Source organism: Marinobacterium ramblicola, assembly GCF_019084545.1.
Classification (GTDB): Bacteria; Pseudomonadota; Gammaproteobacteria; order Pseudomonadales; family Balneatricaceae; genus Marinobacterium_D; species Marinobacterium_D ramblicola.
Genome location: NZ_JAHREP010000004.1, coordinates 151665 through 171163 on the forward strand (window position 1 = coordinate 151665; position 19499 = coordinate 171163).

Here is a 19499-nt window from a genome sequence, read left to right on the forward strand (position 1 = left end):
GGCGCCGCTATCATAGCGCTTTCTGGAGCGATGGAGAGAGCCGATGCGCTGGCATATTCTCGGCGCGGGTGCGATAGGCTGCCTGTTCGCCGAACGACTGACCCGAGCCGGTATCGCAGTGACCCTGCTGCTGCGCGATGAAGCGCAGCTCGACAGGCTGAATCAACGCGGTTGTCAGGTACGCGTGCAACGGGATAACGCCTGGCACACAGCCCAAGTCGATGCCGAACCGATCTCCGCGAGCGGCGACATTCAGCATCTGCTGGTCACCACCAAGGCGTATGATTCGATCGACGCAATTAATGCCATATCGCCCCGGCTCACGCCGGATGCGCAAATCCTACTGCTTCAGAACGGATATGGCCACCAGCAAAAAAGCGCCGCAGCCCTGTTTCCGCGTCCGGTGTGGGCCGGTATCACCACCTCCGGTGCTCGCCGCACCGCTGCGTTCGAGGTGATTCAGTCCGGCGAGGGCCAGACCCTGGTCGGTCGGCTCAATCCACCGGCCGATGCCGGCGCCCGCTATCCCGACGGCTGGGATCGACTGGATCACCCGGTCCAGATCAGCCGCGATATCAACCATGCCCTGTGGCAAAAACTGGCGATCAACGCCGCCATCAACCCGCTGACGGCGCTGCATGGCTGCCGAAACGGAGAGCTGCTTGGAGCCGAGTACAGCGACGAGTTGACAGCGCTCTGTAGCGAGATCGAACGGGTGGCAGCGGCCTGCGCCCAGCCCCTGTTCGATACGCCGCTGCTTGAGCAGGTCCGGCAAGTGGCTACCAACACCGCACACAACCGCTCGTCGATGCTGGAGGACCTCCGCAGCGGTCGGCGCACCGAGATCGAGCAGATCACCGGCTTCCTCTGTGCTGCAGCCCGGGAGGTCGGGGTTGAAACCCCATTGAACACACGCCTGTTGAATGCGGTACGCTTTGAGCAAAGCCTCAACACCCGAGAGGAACCGGTATGAGCCATACGAAAAAGATGAAGAACGATGAGTATGAGGCGCTCAAACTGGATCTGCAGATCGAACTGCTGAAGATGCAGAACTGGGTGCGCAGTAATGGCGAAAAGGTGTTGATCCTGTTCGAAGGGCGCGATGCCGCGGGCAAGGGCGGCACCATCAAGCGCTTCATGGAACACCTTAATCCTCGCAGCGCCCGCGTTATCGCGCTGGAGAAGCCGACCGAGCGCGAACGCGGGCAGTGGTATTATCAGCGCTACATCAAGCACCTTCCGGCCGCTGGCGAGATCGTCCTGTTCGACCGATCCTGGTACAACCGCGCCGGTGTCGAACGGGTGATGGATTTCTGCTCACCGTCGGAGTATCTGGAGTTCATGCGCGAAACGCCGGAGCTGGAGAAGATGTTCGTGCGCAGCGGCATTCGGCTGTTCAAACTCTGGTTCGATGTCAGCCGCGATGAGCAGTTCCGTCGTTTCCAGGCGCGCCGCCAGGATCCGCTCAAACACTGGAAACTGTCGCCGATCGACCTGGCCTCGCTGGACAAGTGGGATGAATACACCGAAGCCAAGGAAGCGATGTTCATCCACACCGACACCGCAGATGCACCCTGGACCGTAATCCGCTCCGACGACAAGAAACGCGCCCGCATCAACGCCATGCGACATCTGCTCAGCAACCTGCCCTACCCGGAGCGTAACCAGGCGATATGCCTACAGCCCGAAGCGGAGATCGTGCTGCCGGCACGCAGTACGCTGGGCGACTAGCCCCTGACACTGAGGGGAACCGGCCCGCTATTGTCCAGCCCCCCTCTATGCTATCCCGCCGCCGAGCACAATCTGCTACGCTCCGTCGGCTACACTTTCTAACAATCGTCACAGTCGAAATTGGGGAGCATAAGATGGGTAATCGCCTGACACGCCTATACACCCGCAAGGGTGACAAGGGCACCACGGGCCTGGCCAACGGTAATCGGGTGGCCAAGACCCATCCCCGTATCGAAGCGCTTGGCGAGGTGGACGAACTCAACTCGCTGATCGGCCTGCTGCTGGCCGACCTCTCCGATGGCGACGAGCTGCAACCGGCGCTGCTGAAGATTCAGAACGAATTGTTTGATCTGGGTGGGGAGTTGGCCGTCGCTGACTCCCACTACACGGTTATCAACGCCTCGGTAGTGGAGGAGCTTGAAGAGCAGCTCGACCTGCTCAATGAAACCCTTCCCCCACTGAAGGAGTTTATCCTGCCGGGCGGCTGCCGCCCGGCAGCCGAGGCACACCTGGCGCGCAGCGTCTGCCGTCGAGCCGAACGCCGGCTGGTGGAACTGGCCGCAACCGAAACGGTCAACCCTTTGTCGGTCGCCTATTTGAACCGGCTGTCCGACCTGCTGTTTGTCTACGCCCGACTGCTGGCCCGGCGCAACAACGGCAGCGAAGTTCTTTGGCAGCCCAGGGGCAGTCACACCCAATCAACCAGCGAGAGTACCACGACCGATGAAGACCCTACTGCTGACCCTTAGTCTCCTGCTGGCGACCCTGACCAGCGTGCAGGCGCGGGCCAACTGCGCCATGGAGCAGACGTTGTGCGATGCACAGTGCAGCATCGAGCACTTCGGCGACAAAGCCGCCCGCCTGGGTTGCGAATCGCGCTGCGCCGCCGAGCGTGCCGCCTGCAGCACCAAGGCCGGCGCCGAAAAGGCGGTGGAGCTGGGCAAAAAGGCGCTCAGGGACACCAGCGCGTTCATCGAGGGTTTCACCGGCGACAAGGAGAAGCAGGAGTAACCAGTCAGGCCGTGTGGAACTAACTGGTGCGGGCCTCGTGGCGCTGCACTTCAAGCGCGAGCCGCGTCTGCACCAAAAACTGGCTGAACACGCGAAATGCCGCATCGTCGACATGCTTGCCCAACTGCACCGTATCCGCGTAAAACAGGCCCAAGGAGCGACTCCCGACACGCAGAGGCGCAGCGATAAAACCGGTCGGCGCCACAGTGCGCATAAAGTCGGCCGGCAGACGCTCCGCCCACCCCTGTTCCGTACAGTCCGACACCAACAGGGTGCTCCCCTTCTCCACCAGACGCACAAAGAGCTGCCCCTTGGGTTCGGCCGAATTGAGCTGCATCACCTTTTTCAGTGACGCCCCCTCCAGGCCACGCACTATGCGTGCGGAAAGCTTGCTGCGATCATCACTGAGCAGACAAAACGCCACCCTGTCCAGCGTGGAGCAGCGCTCAATCGCCTCAACCGCGATATCAACGATCGCCGAGGGTTTGGCACCGGCAGCCAGCATCTCGTTGATCTTCGACAGATAATCCAGCTGCAGCTGGTCCTGGGATGGCTGAACCGGCTGTGCCACCGGCGTGATCGGTCTCGGCTCGGCGGCCTGAAACTGCTCACTACGGGAGCTGATATAGAACGCCAGCTTGCGTGACAGCTCGTCCAGCTGGCTATTCCCGCTGCCCTGATAAGGGGGCGTCAGCGCTTTGGCCGGCAAGCCATACTCCACGCTGATATCGCACACCTGCCGGAACGAAGCGTTGATCGAGGCTTCAATCTCTTTATCGGTGAGTCCGGTGCAGCTGGCAAGCTGGCGCAGACGTTTGCCGTAATCCAGCTCTCTGCCGGTGTCGCGATAATAGATCAGCTCCAGCAGATCATGACACCCTGCCGCCAGCAGATGGTTGAGTCGATGCGAGGGTTTGAGCAGCTCGGCGCTCATCGGATCCATCGCCTGCACCACGCTCTTCGGAAAGCCCCAGCTTTGCGACAGATCCTGGCCGATATCGCTGAAATGCCCGCCCAGTTCACTCAACTGTATCCCCTCCCACTGCTCCTGGCCCAAGGCGCGGAGCTTGAGCATCTTGCGGTATCGCTCCGGCAGGGTATAAGCCACGACAATCTCACCCAGACCATAGAGCAGTCCGCAGATATAGCTCTCCTCGATATCCATGGCCCCGGAGCGCATGGCGATCTCCCGCGCCATCGCCGCGTTCAGAAATGCACTGATCAGCAGGTTGTCCATCCCGGTGCCGGGCTCATCGATGGAGAACGCCTCGATCAGCTTCAGCGTCATCGACAGGTTCTGAATCGGCTCGAAACCGATCAAGACCACAGCGCGGGAAACAACACTGATCTCTCCGTGACCGCGATTGTAATGAGGCGTGTTGGCAATCTTGAGCAGCTTTGCCGACAGATTCGCATCCTTCATCACCGCCATGGCCAGCGCCATCGCATCACTCTCCCGCGATGAGCTGACCTGACGAATACGGTTTACGGTAGCACTGAAAATCGGCAGGTCACCCAGACGGTCGAGCTGAGCGTACACGGCGTTAAGCGTGGTCTGATACTTCACCCTTCGTAGCCACCTTCAAGCAGACACGGATAGCGGACCCCGGCGTAGGCTGTAACCGGGCCAAAAGCGCTAATATAGTGGCGGAAAAGCGGAATGCAGTACAGCTGTTGCCGTCGATGACGACCAGGTTTCACCGGTGAGCAAGCCGACGCGCTGTGGCAACGGCGTCACACAGGGCCTCAAGCCCATCCAGAAACCTCGGTGTCGCCCGGTGGATCTGATCGGCATTCAGGGTATACAGCGCGCCCCTGCCCACCGCCGGTATCGTCTGCCAGTTCAGCCAGCGATCCTGCCATCCATCCCCCACCTCGTCGGTGCTGACGATCAGCTCGGGCGCCGCCGATATCACCGCCTCGATACTGACCTGGGGAGCGGCTTCGGGACGACCGCCAAAGGGGTTGTACGCGCCGCAGAACTCGATCGCCTGCCCGATCAGCGCATCACCGCTGACCGTCAACAGAGGGTTATCCCAGAGCTGGTAAAACAGTACAGGTGCGCGAGCCGGTTCGGGCCTGAGCCCACGCAGACGCACCTCGAACCGCTCGGCGGCCTGTTTAGCCTCAACCTCCATTCCGGTCAAACGGCCCAGCAAACGCAGGTTGACGGGAATCTGTTCGATTCGCTTGGTCGACAGGCGCACCACCTTGAGGCCGAAACCCTCCAGCCGTCTCAGTTCGGCCTCCGGATTACCCTCCAGCCAGGCCAGGATCAGATCCGGCTGCAGGCTCAGGATCACCTCGGCATTGAAGCGCTGATAGTCGCCCACCAACGGGATAGCTTGCGCCTGGTGAGGAAAATCGGAATAGCTGACCCGACCGACGATGCGCTCGCCGGCGCCGATGGCATAGAGGTTCTCGACCAGATCCGGTGCCAGCGTGACGATTCTGTGAGCCGGCTGATCCAGCTCGATGCGACGGTCGCCGCCATCAACCAGTATTATCGACGCAGCAAAGGACAGGCTACTGGAGAGCAGCAACCAATAGAGCAACACCAACCTGTACATCACGCCCCTCCACTGCTGCACATCCATGCGCACACAGGATGCAGCTCCTGCCGCCGATAGAAAAGCGCAGTATATCACTGCGCTTCAGGGCCGGATCGGATGGATCACTCCGCTATTCTGACCAGCGTACGGCCACGCACCTTGCCCTGCACGATTCGCTCGGCATACTCCGGCACCTGCTCAAGTGCTATCTCCTGCACCAGATCGCCGAGCAGCGAAGTGTCGAGCTCCTGCTGCAGCTTCTGCCAGGCCAGGGTGCGGCGCTCGGTGGGGCAGGAGACGGAATCCACCCCCTGCAAGCGTACGTTCCTGAGGATAAACGGCATCACCGTGGTTGGCAGATCGGCGCTGCCGGCCAGGCCGCAGGCGGCAACCGCGCCTGCATACAGGGTTTCAGCCAACGCGCGCGCCAGCACCGTGCCACCCACCGTATCGACCACACCGGCCCACCGCTGCTTCTCCAGCGGGCGACTGACCACGGCCATCTCGTCACGGGAACGGATCGCCTGTGCGCCCAGCTTGCGCAGGTAGGGCTCCTCCTCAACGCGACCGGTCCCCGCTACCACCTCGAACCCGCGACGCGACAGCAGGTTGACCGCGACACTACCAACACCGCCGGACGCCCCGGTGACCAGTACCGGCCCCTGTTCTGGCTTGACGCCGGCTTCCTCCAGCGCCAACACGCAGAGCATCGCCGTCAGTCCGGCGGTGCCTATGGCCATGGCGGTCTGCGGCGACATACCCTCCGGCAGCGGCACCAGCCAATCCGCCTGCATCCTCGCACGCGCCGCCATGCCTCCCCAGTGACGCTCGCCAACGCCCCAGCCGGTCACGACCACCTGCATACCGGGACTGAAACGCGGGTCCTCAGAGCTGATAACCTGACCTACGAGATCGATGCCGGGGATAGCCGGAAACTTGGCGATGATCGGCCCCTTGCCGGTAACCGCCAGACCATCCTTGTAGTTAAGCGACGAGTAGCCGACCTCGATCAACACCTCACCTGCCGGCAACTCCGATTCATCAAGCTGCTTGATTTCGGCTGTCGTTTTACCGTCGACCTGATCCAGCACCAGTGCCTTGAACATCGTGCGCTCCTCTTTCTTTTGTTTTCACCTTAGACCATTGCGTACAGAGAGCCCGTCTCAACAGCAAAAGTCTATTTGCCTTACAAATTAACAATAGAATGTTCCACGACCTTTTTATTTGTCAAGCAAATTAACAAATAGCAGCAAGTATGGAATACTTTCTAAAAATCGGGCCATAACCGGCCCTCCCCTGAGTGCACTGCGGAGCCGATACGTGGAGTTCAACCCCGTCAACCAGCAAAACCTGCCGCGCCAGATCGCCGATCAGATACGCGCCGCCATCGCCGATGGCACGCTCAACGCCGATGACCGCCTGCCTACCGAAGAGGAGCTGGCCAAGCGTTTTCAGGTCTCCCGCCCCACCATACGCGAGGCGCTCAAACACCTGGCCGCGCAGAACCTGGTGCGTTCACGTCGCGGCCCCACCGGCGGGACCTTCATCAATCGCCCGGATATCAGCGAACTCGGAGAGGGGCTGTCCAGCGCAACACGCCTGCTGGCAGGACTCAACAGCCTGTCCCTGGAGGAGATCATCCAGTGCCGGCTGGAACTGGAGCAACTCTGCGCTACGCTGGCCGCGGAAAACCACAGCGCAGAGGATCTGCAGCGGCTGCAGGCAGCGCTCAACGCGCAGAAAGGTCTCTGCGACCAGCCTGAGCAGTTTTGCGTGGCGGATGTCGAGTTCCATCGCGCGCTCGTCGATGCCGCCGGGAACCGCTTGCTGAGCCTGCTGATGCATGCCGTTATCGAGGGGCTGCAACCGGTCAGCAATATGGTGGTATTCCGCTACCCGGAACGGGACCTGATCATCCACCAGCACCAGTCGCTGTACGACGCCGTCTCTGCCGGCGACGCCACTACCGCCCAAGCGTTGATCCGCGCCCAGGTCGATACGCTCTCAGCACAGCTGGAGCGCGCTCGGGACGAAAGTCGCGTCGCTGGGAGATAGGCATGAAGGGCGGATTGTCATATTCTACCCACATGTGGAAAGTTGCTGTTTGAAGGAGATGTTGTGGAAGTGAGTAATGCCTGGACACTGAGCCTTGTCGGCGTTGCCATCGGTCTGGTGATCGGTTACCTGCTGGGGCGCAGTAACAGCGGCCGCCAACAGGAGATGGCCAGCGAGCTGGATGCCGCGCGGGCGGAACTCAATAAATACAAGGATGAGGTCACCGAGCATTTTGAAACAACGGCGGAACTGGTCAACGGTTTGACCGAACAGTACCGCCGGGTTCATCAACACCTGGCATCGGGCGCACAGACCCTGTGCACCAATGAGCAGCCGGGGGAAGCGTTGCAGGCGTCTCTGCAGCCGCGCCTGCACAAGCAGGATATCCCCACGGTGACCGACGCTGTGGATAACGCCGAGGCGGAGGAGCTACCGGAACCCCCACGCGACTATGCCCCCAAGCGGGACGACCAGGAGGGTACCCTGTCTGACCGCTACGGCCTCAAAGCCGCGCAGGAGGAGGATGAAGGGGAGCACCAGACGCCAACCCCCGACGTCCCGGCAAAAAAAAAGGCGGCGCGAGTCACCTCGGGCTGAACTGCGAGTAAGCCTGCCGATATCGATTCAGACCGGATTATCGATATCGGCAAAGCGATGTTCGATACCGAAGTGGCGCGCGACATGCGCGCCCAACGCCTGAATCCCGTAGCGTTCGGTGGCATGATGCCCCGCTGCGATGTAGTGAACACCCGCCTCACGTGCGAAATGCACCACCGGCTCCGAGATCTCGCCACTTAGAAAGGCATCCGCCCCCAGGGCCTTCGCCTGCTCGATCATACGATCGGCGGCACCCGTGCACCAGGCGATATGGCGTATCGGATGCTCACCACCGCTGATCACCTGAGGCACCCGGCCCAGCGCGGCCGCCACCCGTTCGCTGAACGGCTGCAGCGCCATTGGCTGTGGCAGCACGCCGATATTCCCTACGCTCAACGGATTGTCTGGCTCCAGCCCACCCTGCACGTCGATACCCAACAACTTTGCCAACCGGGCGTTGTTACCATACTCCGGGTGCGCATCCAGCGGCAGGTGGTAGGCAAGCAGGTTGATATCGGCGCACAGCAGAGTTTTGAGACGCCGCTGCTTGATCCCTGTGATCGCAGCCGCCTCCCCTTTCCAGAAGTACCCATGATGGACCAGCAGCAGGTCGGCCTGCCAGGCGACGGCCTCGTCCAGCAGCGCCTGACAGGCGGTAACGCCGGTCAGTATCCGCCGCACATGGGATCGACCCTCAACCTGCAGCCCGTTCGGACAGTAGTCCTTGAAACGGCTCGCCTGCAGCAGCTGGTCACAATAATTCACGACGCGCCCAATCTCGACGCCTGTATTATCTGTCATCAGTGTTTCCCATTACTCAACAACTATCCGTATAATTGGTGCTTTTGGTAGCGGTTCCGCTTTTGCACTACTGACCTATGCGCATACTTTCATTTCTCGGTTGGCCCGTTATCGCGGGTATTCTCGCCGCGGCCCTGATTCTGCAGCTCTACCCTCAGCTGTTGCAGAACAGCCCCAGGGTCGAGATCCGTCAGGCCCGCAACACCGGCAACAGCATGCAGGGTCCGTTCAGCTACGCCGACGCGGTAGACCGTGCCGCACCGGCGGTGGTCAACATCTATACTCGCACCCTGGTCGATAGTGAAGGCAATCCTATCGGTAACGACCCGCTCTATAAGCACTATTTCAACTCGGACACACCGCCGACACAAGAGCGGGTCCACTCCAGCCTGGGTTCTGGCGTCATCATCAACCCTCAGGGCTACGTCGTCACCAATAACCATGTTATCGCCGGCGCCGACTCAATCATCGTCGCCCTGCGTGACGGTCGCGAAGCGGTGGCCAAAACCGTGGGTACCGACCCGGAAACCGATATCGCGGTACTGAAGATCAACCTCAACGACCTGCCCGATATTACCCTGGCACCGAGCGAAGCCCTGCGTGTCGGCGACGTCGTGCTGGCGATCGGCAACCCCTTTGGCGTCGGCCAGACCGTGACCCAGGGCATCATCAGTGCCACCGACCGCAACAGTCTGGGCCTGAACACCTACGAAGACTTCATTCAGACCGACGCGGCGATCAACCCTGGCAACTCGGGCGGCGCGCTGATCGATCCCAACGGCAACCTGGTCGGCATCAACACCGCCATTTTCAGCAAGTCGGGCGGCTCCGAAGGGATAGGTTTTGCCATCCCCGTGGACCTGGTCAAGCAGGTACTGGAGGACCTGATCGAACAGGGTCGTGTCGTGCGCGGCTGGGTCGGCGTCGAAGCGCAACCATTGAATCCGCGCCTGGCGGAGTCCTTCGGCCTCGCCGCCGACCAGCACGGTCTGATCATCGCCGGTATCTACCGAGACAGCCCGGCCCATACAGCAGGCCTGCAGCCGGGCGACATCCTGCTGGCCCTGGACGATGTGCCGATCACCGACGATGGACACACTACAATGAACACCATTGCCCGATTGAAACCGGGCGAAAAAGCGCGCTTCACAATTTTCCGAGACGGAGCGCAGCAGGACGTGGTGGTCACCACCATCGAGCGCCCCACCAACGTCAACTGATGCGCTCATAAAAAAGGCATGCTCACCGGCATGCCTTCAGGTTGTTTTCACCCCTCCGGATCAGGACTTGATCCGATACTCCGCCGACCGCGCATGCGCCGTCAGCCCCTCACCACGCGCCAGTACCGAGGCCACTTTACCCATCTCCGATGCACCGTCATGGGAGAACATGATCAGCGACGAGCGCTTCTGGAAGTCATACACCCCCAATGGCGACGAGAATCGAGCCGTGCCCGAAGTCGGCAGCACATGGTTAGGGCCTGCACAGTAATCACCGAGCGCTTCGGCCGTGTAGCGACCCATGAAGATCGCACCGGCGTGGCGGATATCATTGAGCATCGCCTCGGGGTCGGCCACGGACAGCTCAAGATGCTCCGGCGCCACCCGGTTACTGATCCGCGCCGCATCGCTGAGATCTTGGGCCTTGATAAGGATGGCGCGATTGTGCAGCGACGCCTCGATGATCTCGGCACGCTCCATGGTCGGCAGCAGCTTCTCGATGCTGGCCTGCACGCGGTCGATAAACTCGGCGTCCGGGGATACCAGAATCGGCTGGGCATCTTCATCATGCTCGGCCTGGGAGAACAGATCCATCGCCACCCAGTCCGGATCGGTTTGGCCATCGCAGATCACCAGGATCTCCGAGGGTCCGGCGATCATATCGATACCGACCGCGCCGAACACGGCACGTTTGGCGGTGGCGACGAAGATATTGCCGGGGCCGACGATCTTGTCCACCCGCGGCACGGTCTCCGTACCATAGGCCAGTGCCGCCACGGCCTGAGCTCCACCGACCGTGAATACACGACTGACACCGGCCAGCGCCGCGGCGGCCAGCACCAGCTCATTGACCACGCCATCCGGCGTCGGCACCACCATGATGATCTCTTCCACGCCTGCCACATGGGCCGGCAGTGCATTCATCAGCACAGACGAGGGGTAGGCGGCCTTGCCGCCCGGCACATAGAGCCCGACCCGGTCCATCGGCGTCACCTTCTGACCGAGCATGGTGCCGTCCGCCTCGGTGTACTGCCAGGAGCTGCTCAATTGGCGTTCGTGGTAGGCACGCACCCGCTCCGCCGCTTTCTCCAGCGCGCTACGCTGATCGGCAGGCAGATCGGCCAAGGCTTGCTGCAGCCTATCCTGCCCCATCTCCAGCTGCGCCATGGAGTCGACGCTCATGCGGTCGAAGCGGTTGGTGTACTCCACCAGCGCCGCATCACCCTCGGCACGAATGCGCCCGAGGATCTCATTGACGATATCGTTGACCTGGGTGTCGGATACGCTCTCCCAGGCCAGCAGCGCGTCAAGGCGCTCGGAAAAGTCTGCCTGTTGGCTATCGAGACGCACTATCTCCAGCTTGCTCATTCCCCTGCCCCCTCACGTTTGGCAGCGATCGCTTCGGCCAGCTGATCCAGAATCGGCTGGATCTGGCGATACTTCATCTTCATCGACGGCTGCCCGACCACGAAACGCGAGCTGATATCGGCAATATGCTCCATCGGCTCCAGGCCATTGGCGCGCAGCGTGTTGCCGGTATCGACGATATCGACGATGCGGTCGGCCAGCCCCATGATCGGCGCCAGTTCCATCGCACCATAGAGCTTGATGATATCGACCTGAGCGCCCTGGCGGGCAAAATACTCCTTGGTGACGTTAACGAACTTGGTCGCCACCTTCATCCGCCCCTGTACCGGCGCCGCGTCCTTCATACCCGCAACCATCAGCCGACACTTGGCGATCTCCAGATCGAGCGGTTCGTAGAGGCCTTCACCGCCATGCTCCATCAGCACATCCTTGCCCGCCACGCCCATATCGGCACCGCCATACTCGACGTAGGTCGGCACATCGGTGGCACGAATCACCACCAGCTTGATATGGGGATGGTTGGTATCGAAGATCAGCTTGCGGCTGGAGAAGATATCCTCCGCCGGCACAATGTCCGCCGCCGCCAGCAGCGGCAGCGTCTCCTTCAGAATGCGCCCCTTCGACAGGGCTATGGTCAGCTGTTCTTTCATTAGCCTCTTCGCTCAATCATCCCGGCACGCGTCGAATACGTGCGCCGAGCAACTGTAGTTTCTCTTCGATACACTCGTAACCGCGATCGATATGGTAGATGCGGTCGATCAGGGTTTCCCCCTCCGCCACCAGAGCCGCGATGACCAGACTGGCCGACGCCCGCAGATCCGTCGCCATCACCGGCGCACCCTGCAACTTCTCCACCCCTTCGATGATCGCGGTGTTGCCATCGATGGTGATATCGGCACCCATGCGAATCATCTCCTGCATGTGCATGAAACGGTTCTCGAAGATCGTCTCCTTGATCCGTCCGACACCACTGGCGACGGTATTCAACGCAGCAAACTGCGCCTGCATGTCGGTGGGAAACGCCGGGTAAGGCGCCGTGGTCAGACTGATCGCCTTGGGCCTGCGCCCGCCCATGTCCAGGCTGACCCAGGTGTCGCCGGTCTCGATGGTCGCACCCGCCTCTTCCAGCTTCTGCAGCACCGCATCAAAGGTATCCGGACGAGTATTGAGGCACTTGACGCTGCCCCCTGTCACGGCGGCGGCAACCAGATAGGTACCGGTTTCGATGCGATCCGCCATCACCGAGAAACGACAGCCATGCAGCTTCTCGACCCCACGCACGGTGATGGTATCGGTACCGGCGCCCTTGATATCCGCCCCCATCGCAATCAGACACTCAGCCAGATCCACCACCTCGGGCTCGCGCGCCGCGTTCTCGATGATGGTTTCACCCTCGGCCAGGGTCGCGGCCATCAGGATATTCTCGGTGCCGGTGACGGTCACGGTGTCGAAAAACACCCGCGCGCCCTTCAGGCGGCCGTTCATCCGAGCCCGGATATAGCCGTTTTCGACCTTGATATCAGCGCCCATCGCCTCGAGACCCCGGATATGCAGGTCCACCGGGCGGCTACCGATGGCACAACCGCCGGGCAGGGAGATATCGGCACTGCCGAAGTGAGCCAGCATCGGTCCCAATACCAGGATCGACGCGCGCATGGTCTTGACCAGATCGTAGGGTGCACAAAAGTCATGGATCGTACGTGGGTCGATCTCGACGCTGAGCTTCTCGTCCACCATCAGCTCAACCCCCATGCGCCGAATCAGCTCGAGCATGGTGGTAATATCGTGCAGATGAGGCAGGTTACAGATGGTAACGGGCTCACTGGCCAGCAGCGTCGATGCCAGGATCGGCAGCGCCGAGTTCTTGGCACCGGAGATACGCACCTCACCCCGCAGGGTGACGCCACCCTCGATTAACAATTTATCCATCAGGCGATCCTGTCAGCTGAGCGTTTTACTGCTTCGCAGCCCACTGCTCGGGAGTAAAGGTCTTAATTGAAACAGCATGGATGGCACCGCTGGCGATCTGCTCGGTCAGGCAGGCATAAACCAGCTGCTGCTTTTTCACCGGACTCAGACCGGCAAAACATTCACCGACCGCGGTAATCTGGAAATCACAGCCTTCTCCTGCTGTATACACGGTGCAGCCCTCAAGCTCACGCTCGATGATCTGTTTCACTTCTTCAGCATGCATGCGCAACTCCGAATGCAGAGTATGGGTTCGTTTCAAGACAGGGGGGGAATGATACAGCTTCACCGCAGCGCGGGCCACCACGGGACCGACAGCAAGCCAGGAAGTGGGGGAGGATTCGACGCAGGCGATCGATCAACCCGCGCCAAAGTCTGACTCAGGCGTGACGAAGAGCCCCATCCACTCCGACCAGATCGGCAATTGCAGCCATATCGGACGGGATGTTGATAGCGGTCAACTCCAGGTTATTGCGCGCCGCGAGGCGACAACAGGCAAGCCAAAGCGCCAATGCCGAGCTGTCAACGCGGGTGACCTCGCTGAAATCGAGCAGGCACTGTCCTGTTTGCTTGCTCAACAGTGTCTCGACCTCGGCCCGAACAGCCATGATGGTACCGAACAGCAGCTCGCCGCTGAGCGCGATAACGCCCGCTGCCGACTGCTCAACCTTCGTCACTGCCGCTCTCTCCGCCAGTCGCCTTGATCGACACCTGCGACTCCCAGCCATCGATAACGCCGGTGACGCTGTTATAGCGCTGATAAAGATCGGCGAACTGGTTCTTGAACGTCAAGCGCAGATTGACGCCATCAACGTTCACATTGACCAGTGTCCAGCGATCTCCCTGCTTCAGCATGTAGTACACCAACCCATAAGTGGTGCCATTGGCGGCGCGCACATTGACCGTGACCACCTGCTTCTCCGGCTCAGGGCTTTCCGCCTGCTGCGGCTGGATCTCGTAGGTTTCGAACTCGAAACCGACAATCGCCTTGGCAAAGGTCTTCAGCAGCGTCTTCTTGAATACCTCGGAAAAACGGCTCAACTCCTCATCGGAGGCCTGGCGGTAATACTTGCCCATCACCCGCTTGGCAATATAGGGGAAGTCGACCACCGGCGAGATGACGCGTTCGACTTCAACCATCATCTCCTCGATCTTCTCCGGCGACTTGAGGCTCTCATCCTCTACCACGGCCAGCATGTCACGTGTTACGCCGTCCATGACGCCGCTAGCCTCCTGCCAAGAGGGCTGAGCATTGGCATGAACCCCCAACGCGGGCAGCAGCATAGTCAAACCAAGAAACGCCGCCGATACCAGATTTCGCACGTTCATCTTACTCACTCACTTTGTTAAACAGGAATTTCCCGATCAGATCCTCGAGCACAAGGGCCGACTGGGTATCCTGGATACGATCACCATCCTTGAGGTTCTCCTCTTCGGCACCGGGGGTGATACCAATATACTGCTCCCCCAGCAGGCCCGCCGTCAGGATCTGAGCCGAACTATCGGTACTCAGATAGTCCACATCGTCACGAATCTTCATCTCAACCTCGGCGACAAGAAACTTCGGATCCAGCCTGATCGCCGTTACCTCGCCGATCTGGACACCGGACATCGCCACCTTGGCACGCGCCGTCAGACCGCCGATATTCTCAAACCGTGCATATATCCGGTAACCGCCACCCTGATCTGCCAGACTAAGCCCACTGATATTCAGCGCCAATACCACCAATGCCACGGCTCCTGCCAGCATCAGAAAGCCCACGCCGATCTCCATTGTACGCATGCGCATTATTACAACTCTCCAAACATTAACGCTGTCAGAATGAAGTCCAACCCCAGCACTGCCAGCGATGAAAACACCACGGTACGTGTCGTTGCCTGACTGATCCCCTCCGACGTCGGCACACAGTCATAGCCTTCAAACACCGCAATCCAGGTTACAACGGCACCGAATACGATCGATTTGATAATGCCGTTGAGCACATCCTCTTTGAAATCCACCGAATGCTGCATATTGGCCCAGAAGGAACCCTCATAGATACCCAGCCAATCAACGGCGACGATCGCCCCACCCCAAACGCCCACGACCGAAAAGATGACGGTCAGGATCGGCATGGAGATGAAACCGGCCCAGAATCTGGGGGCGATCACACGCCGCAACGGATCGACCCCGATCATCTCCAGACTGGCGAGTTGCTCGGTGGCTTTCATCAGACCGATCTCGGCGGTCAGTGCAGATCCGGCGCGCCCGGCAAACAGCAGCGCGGTCACCACCGGCGCCAGCTCTCGCACCAGGCTCAGCGCAACCATCTGCCCGACCGCCTGCTCCGAGCCGTAATCGACCAGTATGGTGTAGCCCTGCAATCCCAGCACCATACCGATGAAGCCACCGGAGACCACAATGATCACCAACGACAGCACACCGACAAAATAGAGTTGCTGCACCAGCAGCGGGAACATGGTAAACGGTGCCGGTCGCGCAACCAATGACTGCAGCAGCAACTGTCCGGCGCGTCCGAACGCCGCCAGCCGCGACAGGGCGTTTTGGCCCAGCGTCTGTATCCAATCCAGCATTTAGGGGGTTTCCTGTAGCAGATCCTGCATCAAATCCGGTGCCGGGTAGTGGAAGGGTACCGGCCCATCCGGCAGTCCCTGCATAAACTGACGCACCTGCTCTGAGTCCACAGTGGAAAGTTCGTTTGGAGTGCCCTCGGCGATCACCCGCCCGTCCGCCACCATGTAGACATAGTCCGCGATTCCAAGCGTTTCCTTGATGTCATGCGAAACGATGATGCTGGTATGCCCCAGCGCCTGGTTGAGACGCCGAATCAAGTTGACCAGCACCCCCATCGCGATCGGATCCTGGCCGGTAAACGGCTCATCGTACATCACGATATCGGGATCCAGGGCGATCGCCCTTGCCAGCGCCACGCGCCTGGCCATGCCGCCCGAAAGCTCGCTCGGCATCAGCTTCGCGGCGCCACGCAGCCCCACCGCCTGAAGTTTCATCAGTACGATATCGCGAATCATGTCGTTGGTCAGGTCGGTATGCACGCGCAGCGGAAAGGCCACGTTCTCGAACACGCTCATATCGGTGAACAGCGCCCCGCTCTGGAACAGCATCCCCATGCGTTCACGGGCGAGGAACAGCTCCCGGCGCCCCAGCTTGGGAATATCATCCTGCTCCAGCAGAATCTGCCCGCTATCAGGTCTCAGCTGACCGCCGATCAGTTTCAGCAACGTCGTCTTGCCGGTTCCCGATGGCCCCATGATCGCCGTCACCTTGCCGCGCGGGACCCGGATACTGATATCGTCAAAAATGGTGCGTGAACCGCGACTAAAGCTCATGCCGCGGATGTCGATGATTATATCGCTCAGTGGATCCATAGCTGCCCGAGAGGCCTCACACTCAGTTCCTTCTGCGCGGTGCGCATGCATCGCAGACTAAATTCAGAGCGCAGCAATATATCACTCCCCGGCTAAAACGTGAACTTCATGCCGCCATTTCACGCTTTCCTGCCCGTCTCCGACTGTGCCCGACCTGCCCCGTGTTGTACACTTCCCCCCTTAATATCCGTAACCGACTGTTCAGAGAAACCATCACTCATGACCGACTTCGATTTTCTCCGCGCCGGCAGACGTACCATCGAGCTGGAACTGGATGCGGTGCAGAATCTGCTCAAGCACCTTGACCAGCGTTTCAGCCGCGCCTGCGAGCTGATGCTCAACTGCGGCGGCCGGGTAATCGTGACCGGGATGGGCAAGTCCGGACATATAGGCAACAAGATCGCCGCCACCCTCGCCAGCACCGGCACACCCTCATTCTTCGTTCACCCTGGCGAGGCCAGCCACGGCGATCTGGGCATGATCACCCGCGACGATCTGGTACTGGCGCTGTCCAACTCCGGAGAAACTGCCGAGGTCGTCACGATTTTGCCGCTGATCAAACGGATGCAGGCACCACTGATCAGCATCACCGCGCGCCCGGATTCCACCCTGTCGCAAGCGGCGGATGTCAGTCTGCATATACCGGTCGATCGCGAAGCCTGCCCATTGGGACTGGCGCCAACCTCCAGCACCACAGCGCAGCTGGTGCTGGGCGATGCCCTGGCGATTGCGCTGCTGGAAGCACGCGGTTTCAGTGCCGAAGACTTCGCTTTCTCCCACCCCGGCGGTGCACTCGGCCGACGCCTGCTGCTGAAGGTGGACGACATCATGCATACCGGTGACGCCATCCCGGTTGTCGGCGCCGACACCTCGGTACGCGATGCGCTGCTGGAGATGACACGCAAACATCTGGGCATGACCGCGGTGATCGACAACAGCGGTGCGCTGCTCGGCATCTTCACCGATGGCGACCTGCGCCGCACCCTCGATCAGGAGGTGGATCTCAAACAAACCCGCATCCGCGACGTCATGACCGTCAACTGCACCACCGTTCAGCCGGGCATACTGGCCGCGGAAGCGCTGCAGATCATGCAGAGCCGCAAGATCAACGCCCTGGTCGTGCTCAACGGTGACAAACACCCGGTCGGCGCGTTGAATATGCACGACATGCTGAAAGCGGGGGTAATCTGATGCTGAGCAAGCTGACCCCCTCCCAACTCGAAAGCCTGCGCAAGGTGCGTCTGGTCGTGTTCGACGTCGACGGCATTCTCAATAGCGGACAGCTCAACTTCCTTGCCGATGGCCGCGAAATCAAGTCGTTCAGCATTCTCGACGGTCTGGGCATCAAGCTACTGCACAAGGGCGGTATCAAGAGCGCCATCATCACCGGGCGCCGCTCGCCGCAGGTGGAGATCCGTGCCGAGGCCCTCGGCATCAACTACCTGCGCCAGGGGCGTGAAGACAAACTGGTCGCCCTTGAAGAGCTCTGGCATGAAACCGGCTTTGACGCCGAAACGACCGCCTACATCGGCGACGACCTGCCCGACCTGGCCGCCATCCGTAGAGCAGGATTCGGCGCCACTGTCCCCAACGGGCACTGGTTTGTGCGTGAACACGCCGACTGGATCTCACAAACCGCCGGTGGCCAGGGGGCCGGACGCGAGCTGTGCGAGCTGATTCTGGCCGCTCAGGGCAAACTGGATGAGCTGCTCAAGGAGTACCTGTAGGTGTTTGGCAGCGCGCGCATACGCCTTCTGATCGCACTGGCGATCATCACTCCGGTGCTGGTCTACTGGGGGTTCTCCGGCGAGACCGTACCCCAGCAGCCCGGAGGCAGTCGAGCGGACAGAGGCAGCATCGATTTTTTCATGCGCGATGCCGAAACCGTGTACTGGTCGACCGACGGCGCGCGTGCACGCGAATGGCGCACACCTGAGCTCAACCACTATCCCCAGCGCGAGCGGAGCGAACTGCGCCAGCCGGAAACCACGATGCCGACTGCCGACGGCGGGATATACAAAATGCGCGCCAATGAGGGCTGGATTGTCGACGACCAGAGTCAGATTCAGCTTGCAGGCAGTGTTGAGGTTCACCATAATCCGCAATCCGGACCCGCAGGAATCCTGACCACCAGCAGCCTGTCGATCTTCCCGCCACAGAACCTGGCCCGCACCGATGCGCCGGCGACGCTGGTTCGCGATGGGGAACGAACCGACACGGTAGGACTCGAGGTCTATTTCGATCAACGAAGGATAGAACTGCTTTCAAATGTACAGGGTAGATACAATGCGCGCTAAACGCTTGCTTCAAGCCACCCTCTGCTGCCTGGTACTGAGCAGCGTCGCCACCCCTGCCCTGGCACTTCCCGAAGACCGTTCCCAGCCGATCAATATCAGCGCCGACAGCGCCAGCATAAACGAAAAGACCGGCGTCACCGTTTACAGCGGCCGGGTGGAGATTTCCCAGGGCTCGATGAAGATTCGCGGCGACCGTATCGAGCTTTATCGCTCGGCGAATGGCGACGTGGATCGCATCGTGGCGATTGGCAAACCGGCCGAGTTCGAGCAGCAGCCCAAGGCCAACGAACCGGTGACCCATGCCTACGGTCTGCGTATGGAGTACAGGATCGGCGCGCAAACAGTCACCATCAATCAGCAGGCCAAGGTCGAGCAGGGTCAGGACACCTTTACCGGCGAGCGCATTGTTTACAACATGAACAAGGCGATCGTCGATGCCTACGGCAGCAAAGATGGCGATCAGCGCGTGAAGATGGTGATTCAGCCCAAGAGCAGTGGGAACGGGCAATAGT

The 19499-nt window shown here is 60.6% G+C and carries 24 protein-coding genes; 11 read left to right on the top strand and 13 right to left on the bottom strand.

Translation table 11 applies throughout. From position 1 onward, the window contains the following. Positions 1-43 precede the first annotated feature (43 nt). From KQ940_RS04335 to KQ940_RS04350, 4 genes are all read left to right on the top strand, one after another. The gene (locus KQ940_RS04335; RefSeq protein WP_217412076.1) at positions 44-973 is read left to right on the top strand and encodes a ketopantoate reductase family protein; all 930 of its coding nucleotides are present in this window, start codon (positions 44-46) and stop codon (positions 971-973) included. Then, on the top strand, positions 970-1731 hold the full coding sequence (gene ppk2 / locus KQ940_RS04340; protein ID WP_217412078.1) for a polyphosphate kinase 2: 762 nt from the start codon (positions 970-972) through the stop codon (positions 1729-1731). Before KQ940_RS04335 ends, ppk2 begins: the two co-directional genes overlap by 4 nt. Positions 1732-1865: 134 nt before the next feature. After that, the gene (locus KQ940_RS04345; protein WP_217412080.1) at positions 1866-2480 is read left to right on the top strand and encodes a cob(I)yrinic acid a,c-diamide adenosyltransferase; all 615 of its coding nucleotides are present in this window, start codon (positions 1866-1868) and stop codon (positions 2478-2480) included. Continuing rightward, positions 2455-2742 (top strand): hypothetical protein, encoded by a 288-nt coding sequence (locus KQ940_RS04350; RefSeq protein ID WP_246589708.1) that lies wholly within the window; start codon positions 2455-2457, stop codon positions 2740-2742. The genes KQ940_RS04345 and KQ940_RS04350 overlap by 26 nt, the downstream gene beginning before the upstream one ends. 19 nt (positions 2743-2761) lie before the next feature. Here the strand turns inward: KQ940_RS04350 and KQ940_RS04355 are convergent, their stop codons facing one another. From KQ940_RS04355 to acuI, 3 genes are all read right to left on the bottom strand, one after another. Then, a complete protein-coding gene (locus KQ940_RS04355) occupies positions 2762-4309 on the bottom strand; it encodes an HDOD domain-containing protein (protein ID WP_217412082.1) in 1548 nt (515 codons plus the stop codon). A gap of 130 nt (positions 4310-4439) precedes the next feature. Further along, the gene (locus KQ940_RS04360) at positions 4440-5312 is read right to left on the bottom strand and encodes a cobalamin-binding protein (protein WP_217412084.1); all 873 of its coding nucleotides are present in this window, start codon (positions 5310-5312) and stop codon (positions 4440-4442) included. Positions 5313-5416: 104 nt separating this feature from the next. Beyond that, positions 5417-6400, bottom strand: coding sequence for an acrylyl-CoA reductase (NADPH) (gene acuI / locus KQ940_RS04365; protein WP_217412087.1), 984 nt, complete (start codon positions 6398-6400; stop codon positions 5417-5419). Between the two features lie 214 nt (positions 6401-6614). On the opposite strand from acuI, the gene KQ940_RS04370 reads away from it, so the two are divergent. After that, a complete protein-coding gene (locus tag KQ940_RS04370; protein WP_217412089.1) occupies positions 6615-7349 on the top strand; it encodes a FadR/GntR family transcriptional regulator in 735 nt (244 codons plus the stop codon). A 63-nt stretch (positions 7350-7412) separates the two neighbouring features. Then, a complete protein-coding gene (locus KQ940_RS04375; protein ID WP_217412091.1) occupies positions 7413-7946 on the top strand; it encodes a Z-ring associated ZapG family protein in 534 nt (177 codons plus the stop codon). A gap of 27 nt (positions 7947-7973) precedes the next feature. Here KQ940_RS04375 and KQ940_RS04380 read toward each other — a convergent pair whose 3' ends face one another. Then, complete coding sequence (locus tag KQ940_RS04380; RefSeq protein ID WP_217412093.1) at positions 7974-8747, bottom strand: Nif3-like dinuclear metal center hexameric protein; 774 nt, start codon at positions 8745-8747, stop codon at positions 7974-7976. Between the two features lie 77 nt (positions 8748-8824). Between KQ940_RS04380 and KQ940_RS04385 the strand changes: the two genes are divergently transcribed. Further along, entirely contained in the window at positions 8825-9967 is a 1143-nt protein-coding gene (locus KQ940_RS04385; protein ID WP_217412095.1) for a trypsin-like peptidase domain-containing protein, read from the top strand. A gap of 60 nt (positions 9968-10027) precedes the next feature. Here KQ940_RS04385 and hisD read toward each other — a convergent pair whose 3' ends face one another. The 9 genes from hisD to KQ940_RS04430 form a co-directional block, all read right to left on the bottom strand. After that, positions 10028-11335, bottom strand: a complete 1308-nt coding sequence (hisD, locus tag KQ940_RS04390) for a histidinol dehydrogenase (protein ID WP_217412097.1) — start codon at positions 11333-11335, stop codon at positions 10028-10030. Continuing rightward, complete coding sequence (gene hisG, locus KQ940_RS04395) at positions 11332-11985, bottom strand: ATP phosphoribosyltransferase (RefSeq protein ID WP_217412099.1); 654 nt, start codon at positions 11983-11985, stop codon at positions 11332-11334. The genes hisD and hisG overlap by 4 nt, the downstream gene beginning before the upstream one ends. Positions 11986-12001: 16 nt before the next feature. Next, the gene (gene murA, locus KQ940_RS04400) at positions 12002-13264 is read right to left on the bottom strand and encodes a UDP-N-acetylglucosamine 1-carboxyvinyltransferase (protein WP_217412101.1); all 1263 of its coding nucleotides are present in this window, start codon (positions 13262-13264) and stop codon (positions 12002-12004) included. Between the two features lie 25 nt (positions 13265-13289). Then, positions 13290-13529, bottom strand: a complete 240-nt coding sequence (locus KQ940_RS04405; RefSeq protein ID WP_217412103.1) for a BolA family protein — start codon at positions 13527-13529, stop codon at positions 13290-13292. Positions 13530-13683: 154 nt separating this feature from the next. Further along, complete coding sequence (locus KQ940_RS04410) at positions 13684-13980, bottom strand: STAS domain-containing protein (RefSeq protein ID WP_217412105.1); 297 nt, start codon at positions 13978-13980, stop codon at positions 13684-13686. Next, on the bottom strand, positions 13967-14632 hold the full coding sequence (locus KQ940_RS04415; protein WP_246589710.1) for an MlaC/ttg2D family ABC transporter substrate-binding protein: 666 nt from the start codon (positions 14630-14632) through the stop codon (positions 13967-13969). The genes KQ940_RS04410 and KQ940_RS04415 overlap by 14 nt, the downstream gene beginning before the upstream one ends. A 1-nt stretch (position 14633) precedes the next feature. After that, on the bottom strand, positions 14634-15092 hold the full coding sequence (gene mlaD / locus KQ940_RS04420) for an outer membrane lipid asymmetry maintenance protein MlaD (RefSeq protein ID WP_217412107.1): 459 nt from the start codon (positions 15090-15092) through the stop codon (positions 14634-14636). A 2-nt stretch (positions 15093-15094) separates the two neighbouring features. Beyond that, positions 15095-15877: a lipid asymmetry maintenance ABC transporter permease subunit MlaE gene (gene mlaE / locus KQ940_RS04425; protein WP_217412109.1), complete on the bottom strand. Its 783-nt coding sequence runs from the start codon at positions 15875-15877 to the stop codon at positions 15095-15097. After that, positions 15878-16690 carry an ATP-binding cassette domain-containing protein gene (locus KQ940_RS04430; protein ID WP_217412111.1) on the bottom strand — a complete coding sequence of 271 codons (813 nt, stop codon included), beginning with the start codon at positions 16688-16690 and terminating at the stop codon, positions 15878-15880. It lies immediately after the preceding gene. Positions 16691-16909: 219 nt separating this feature from the next. Between KQ940_RS04430 and KQ940_RS04435 the strand changes: the two genes are divergently transcribed. From KQ940_RS04435 to lptA, 4 genes are read left to right on the top strand one after another with little or no spacing between them, the layout of a single operon-like run. Then, complete coding sequence (locus tag KQ940_RS04435) at positions 16910-17881, top strand: KpsF/GutQ family sugar-phosphate isomerase (protein WP_217412113.1); 972 nt, start codon at positions 16910-16912, stop codon at positions 17879-17881. Next, positions 17881-18417 (top strand): KdsC family phosphatase, encoded by a 537-nt coding sequence (locus KQ940_RS04440; protein ID WP_217412115.1) that lies wholly within the window; start codon positions 17881-17883, stop codon positions 18415-18417. Before KQ940_RS04435 ends, KQ940_RS04440 begins: the two co-directional genes overlap by 1 nt. Further along, positions 18418-18987, top strand: coding sequence for an LPS export ABC transporter periplasmic protein LptC (lptC, locus tag KQ940_RS04445; protein WP_217412117.1), 570 nt, complete (start codon positions 18418-18420; stop codon positions 18985-18987). After that, on the top strand, positions 18977-19498 hold the full coding sequence (lptA, locus tag KQ940_RS04450; RefSeq protein WP_217412119.1) for a lipopolysaccharide transport periplasmic protein LptA: 522 nt from the start codon (positions 18977-18979) through the stop codon (positions 19496-19498). Before lptC ends, lptA begins: the two co-directional genes overlap by 11 nt. The last annotated feature ends 1 nt before the right edge of the window (position 19499 follow it).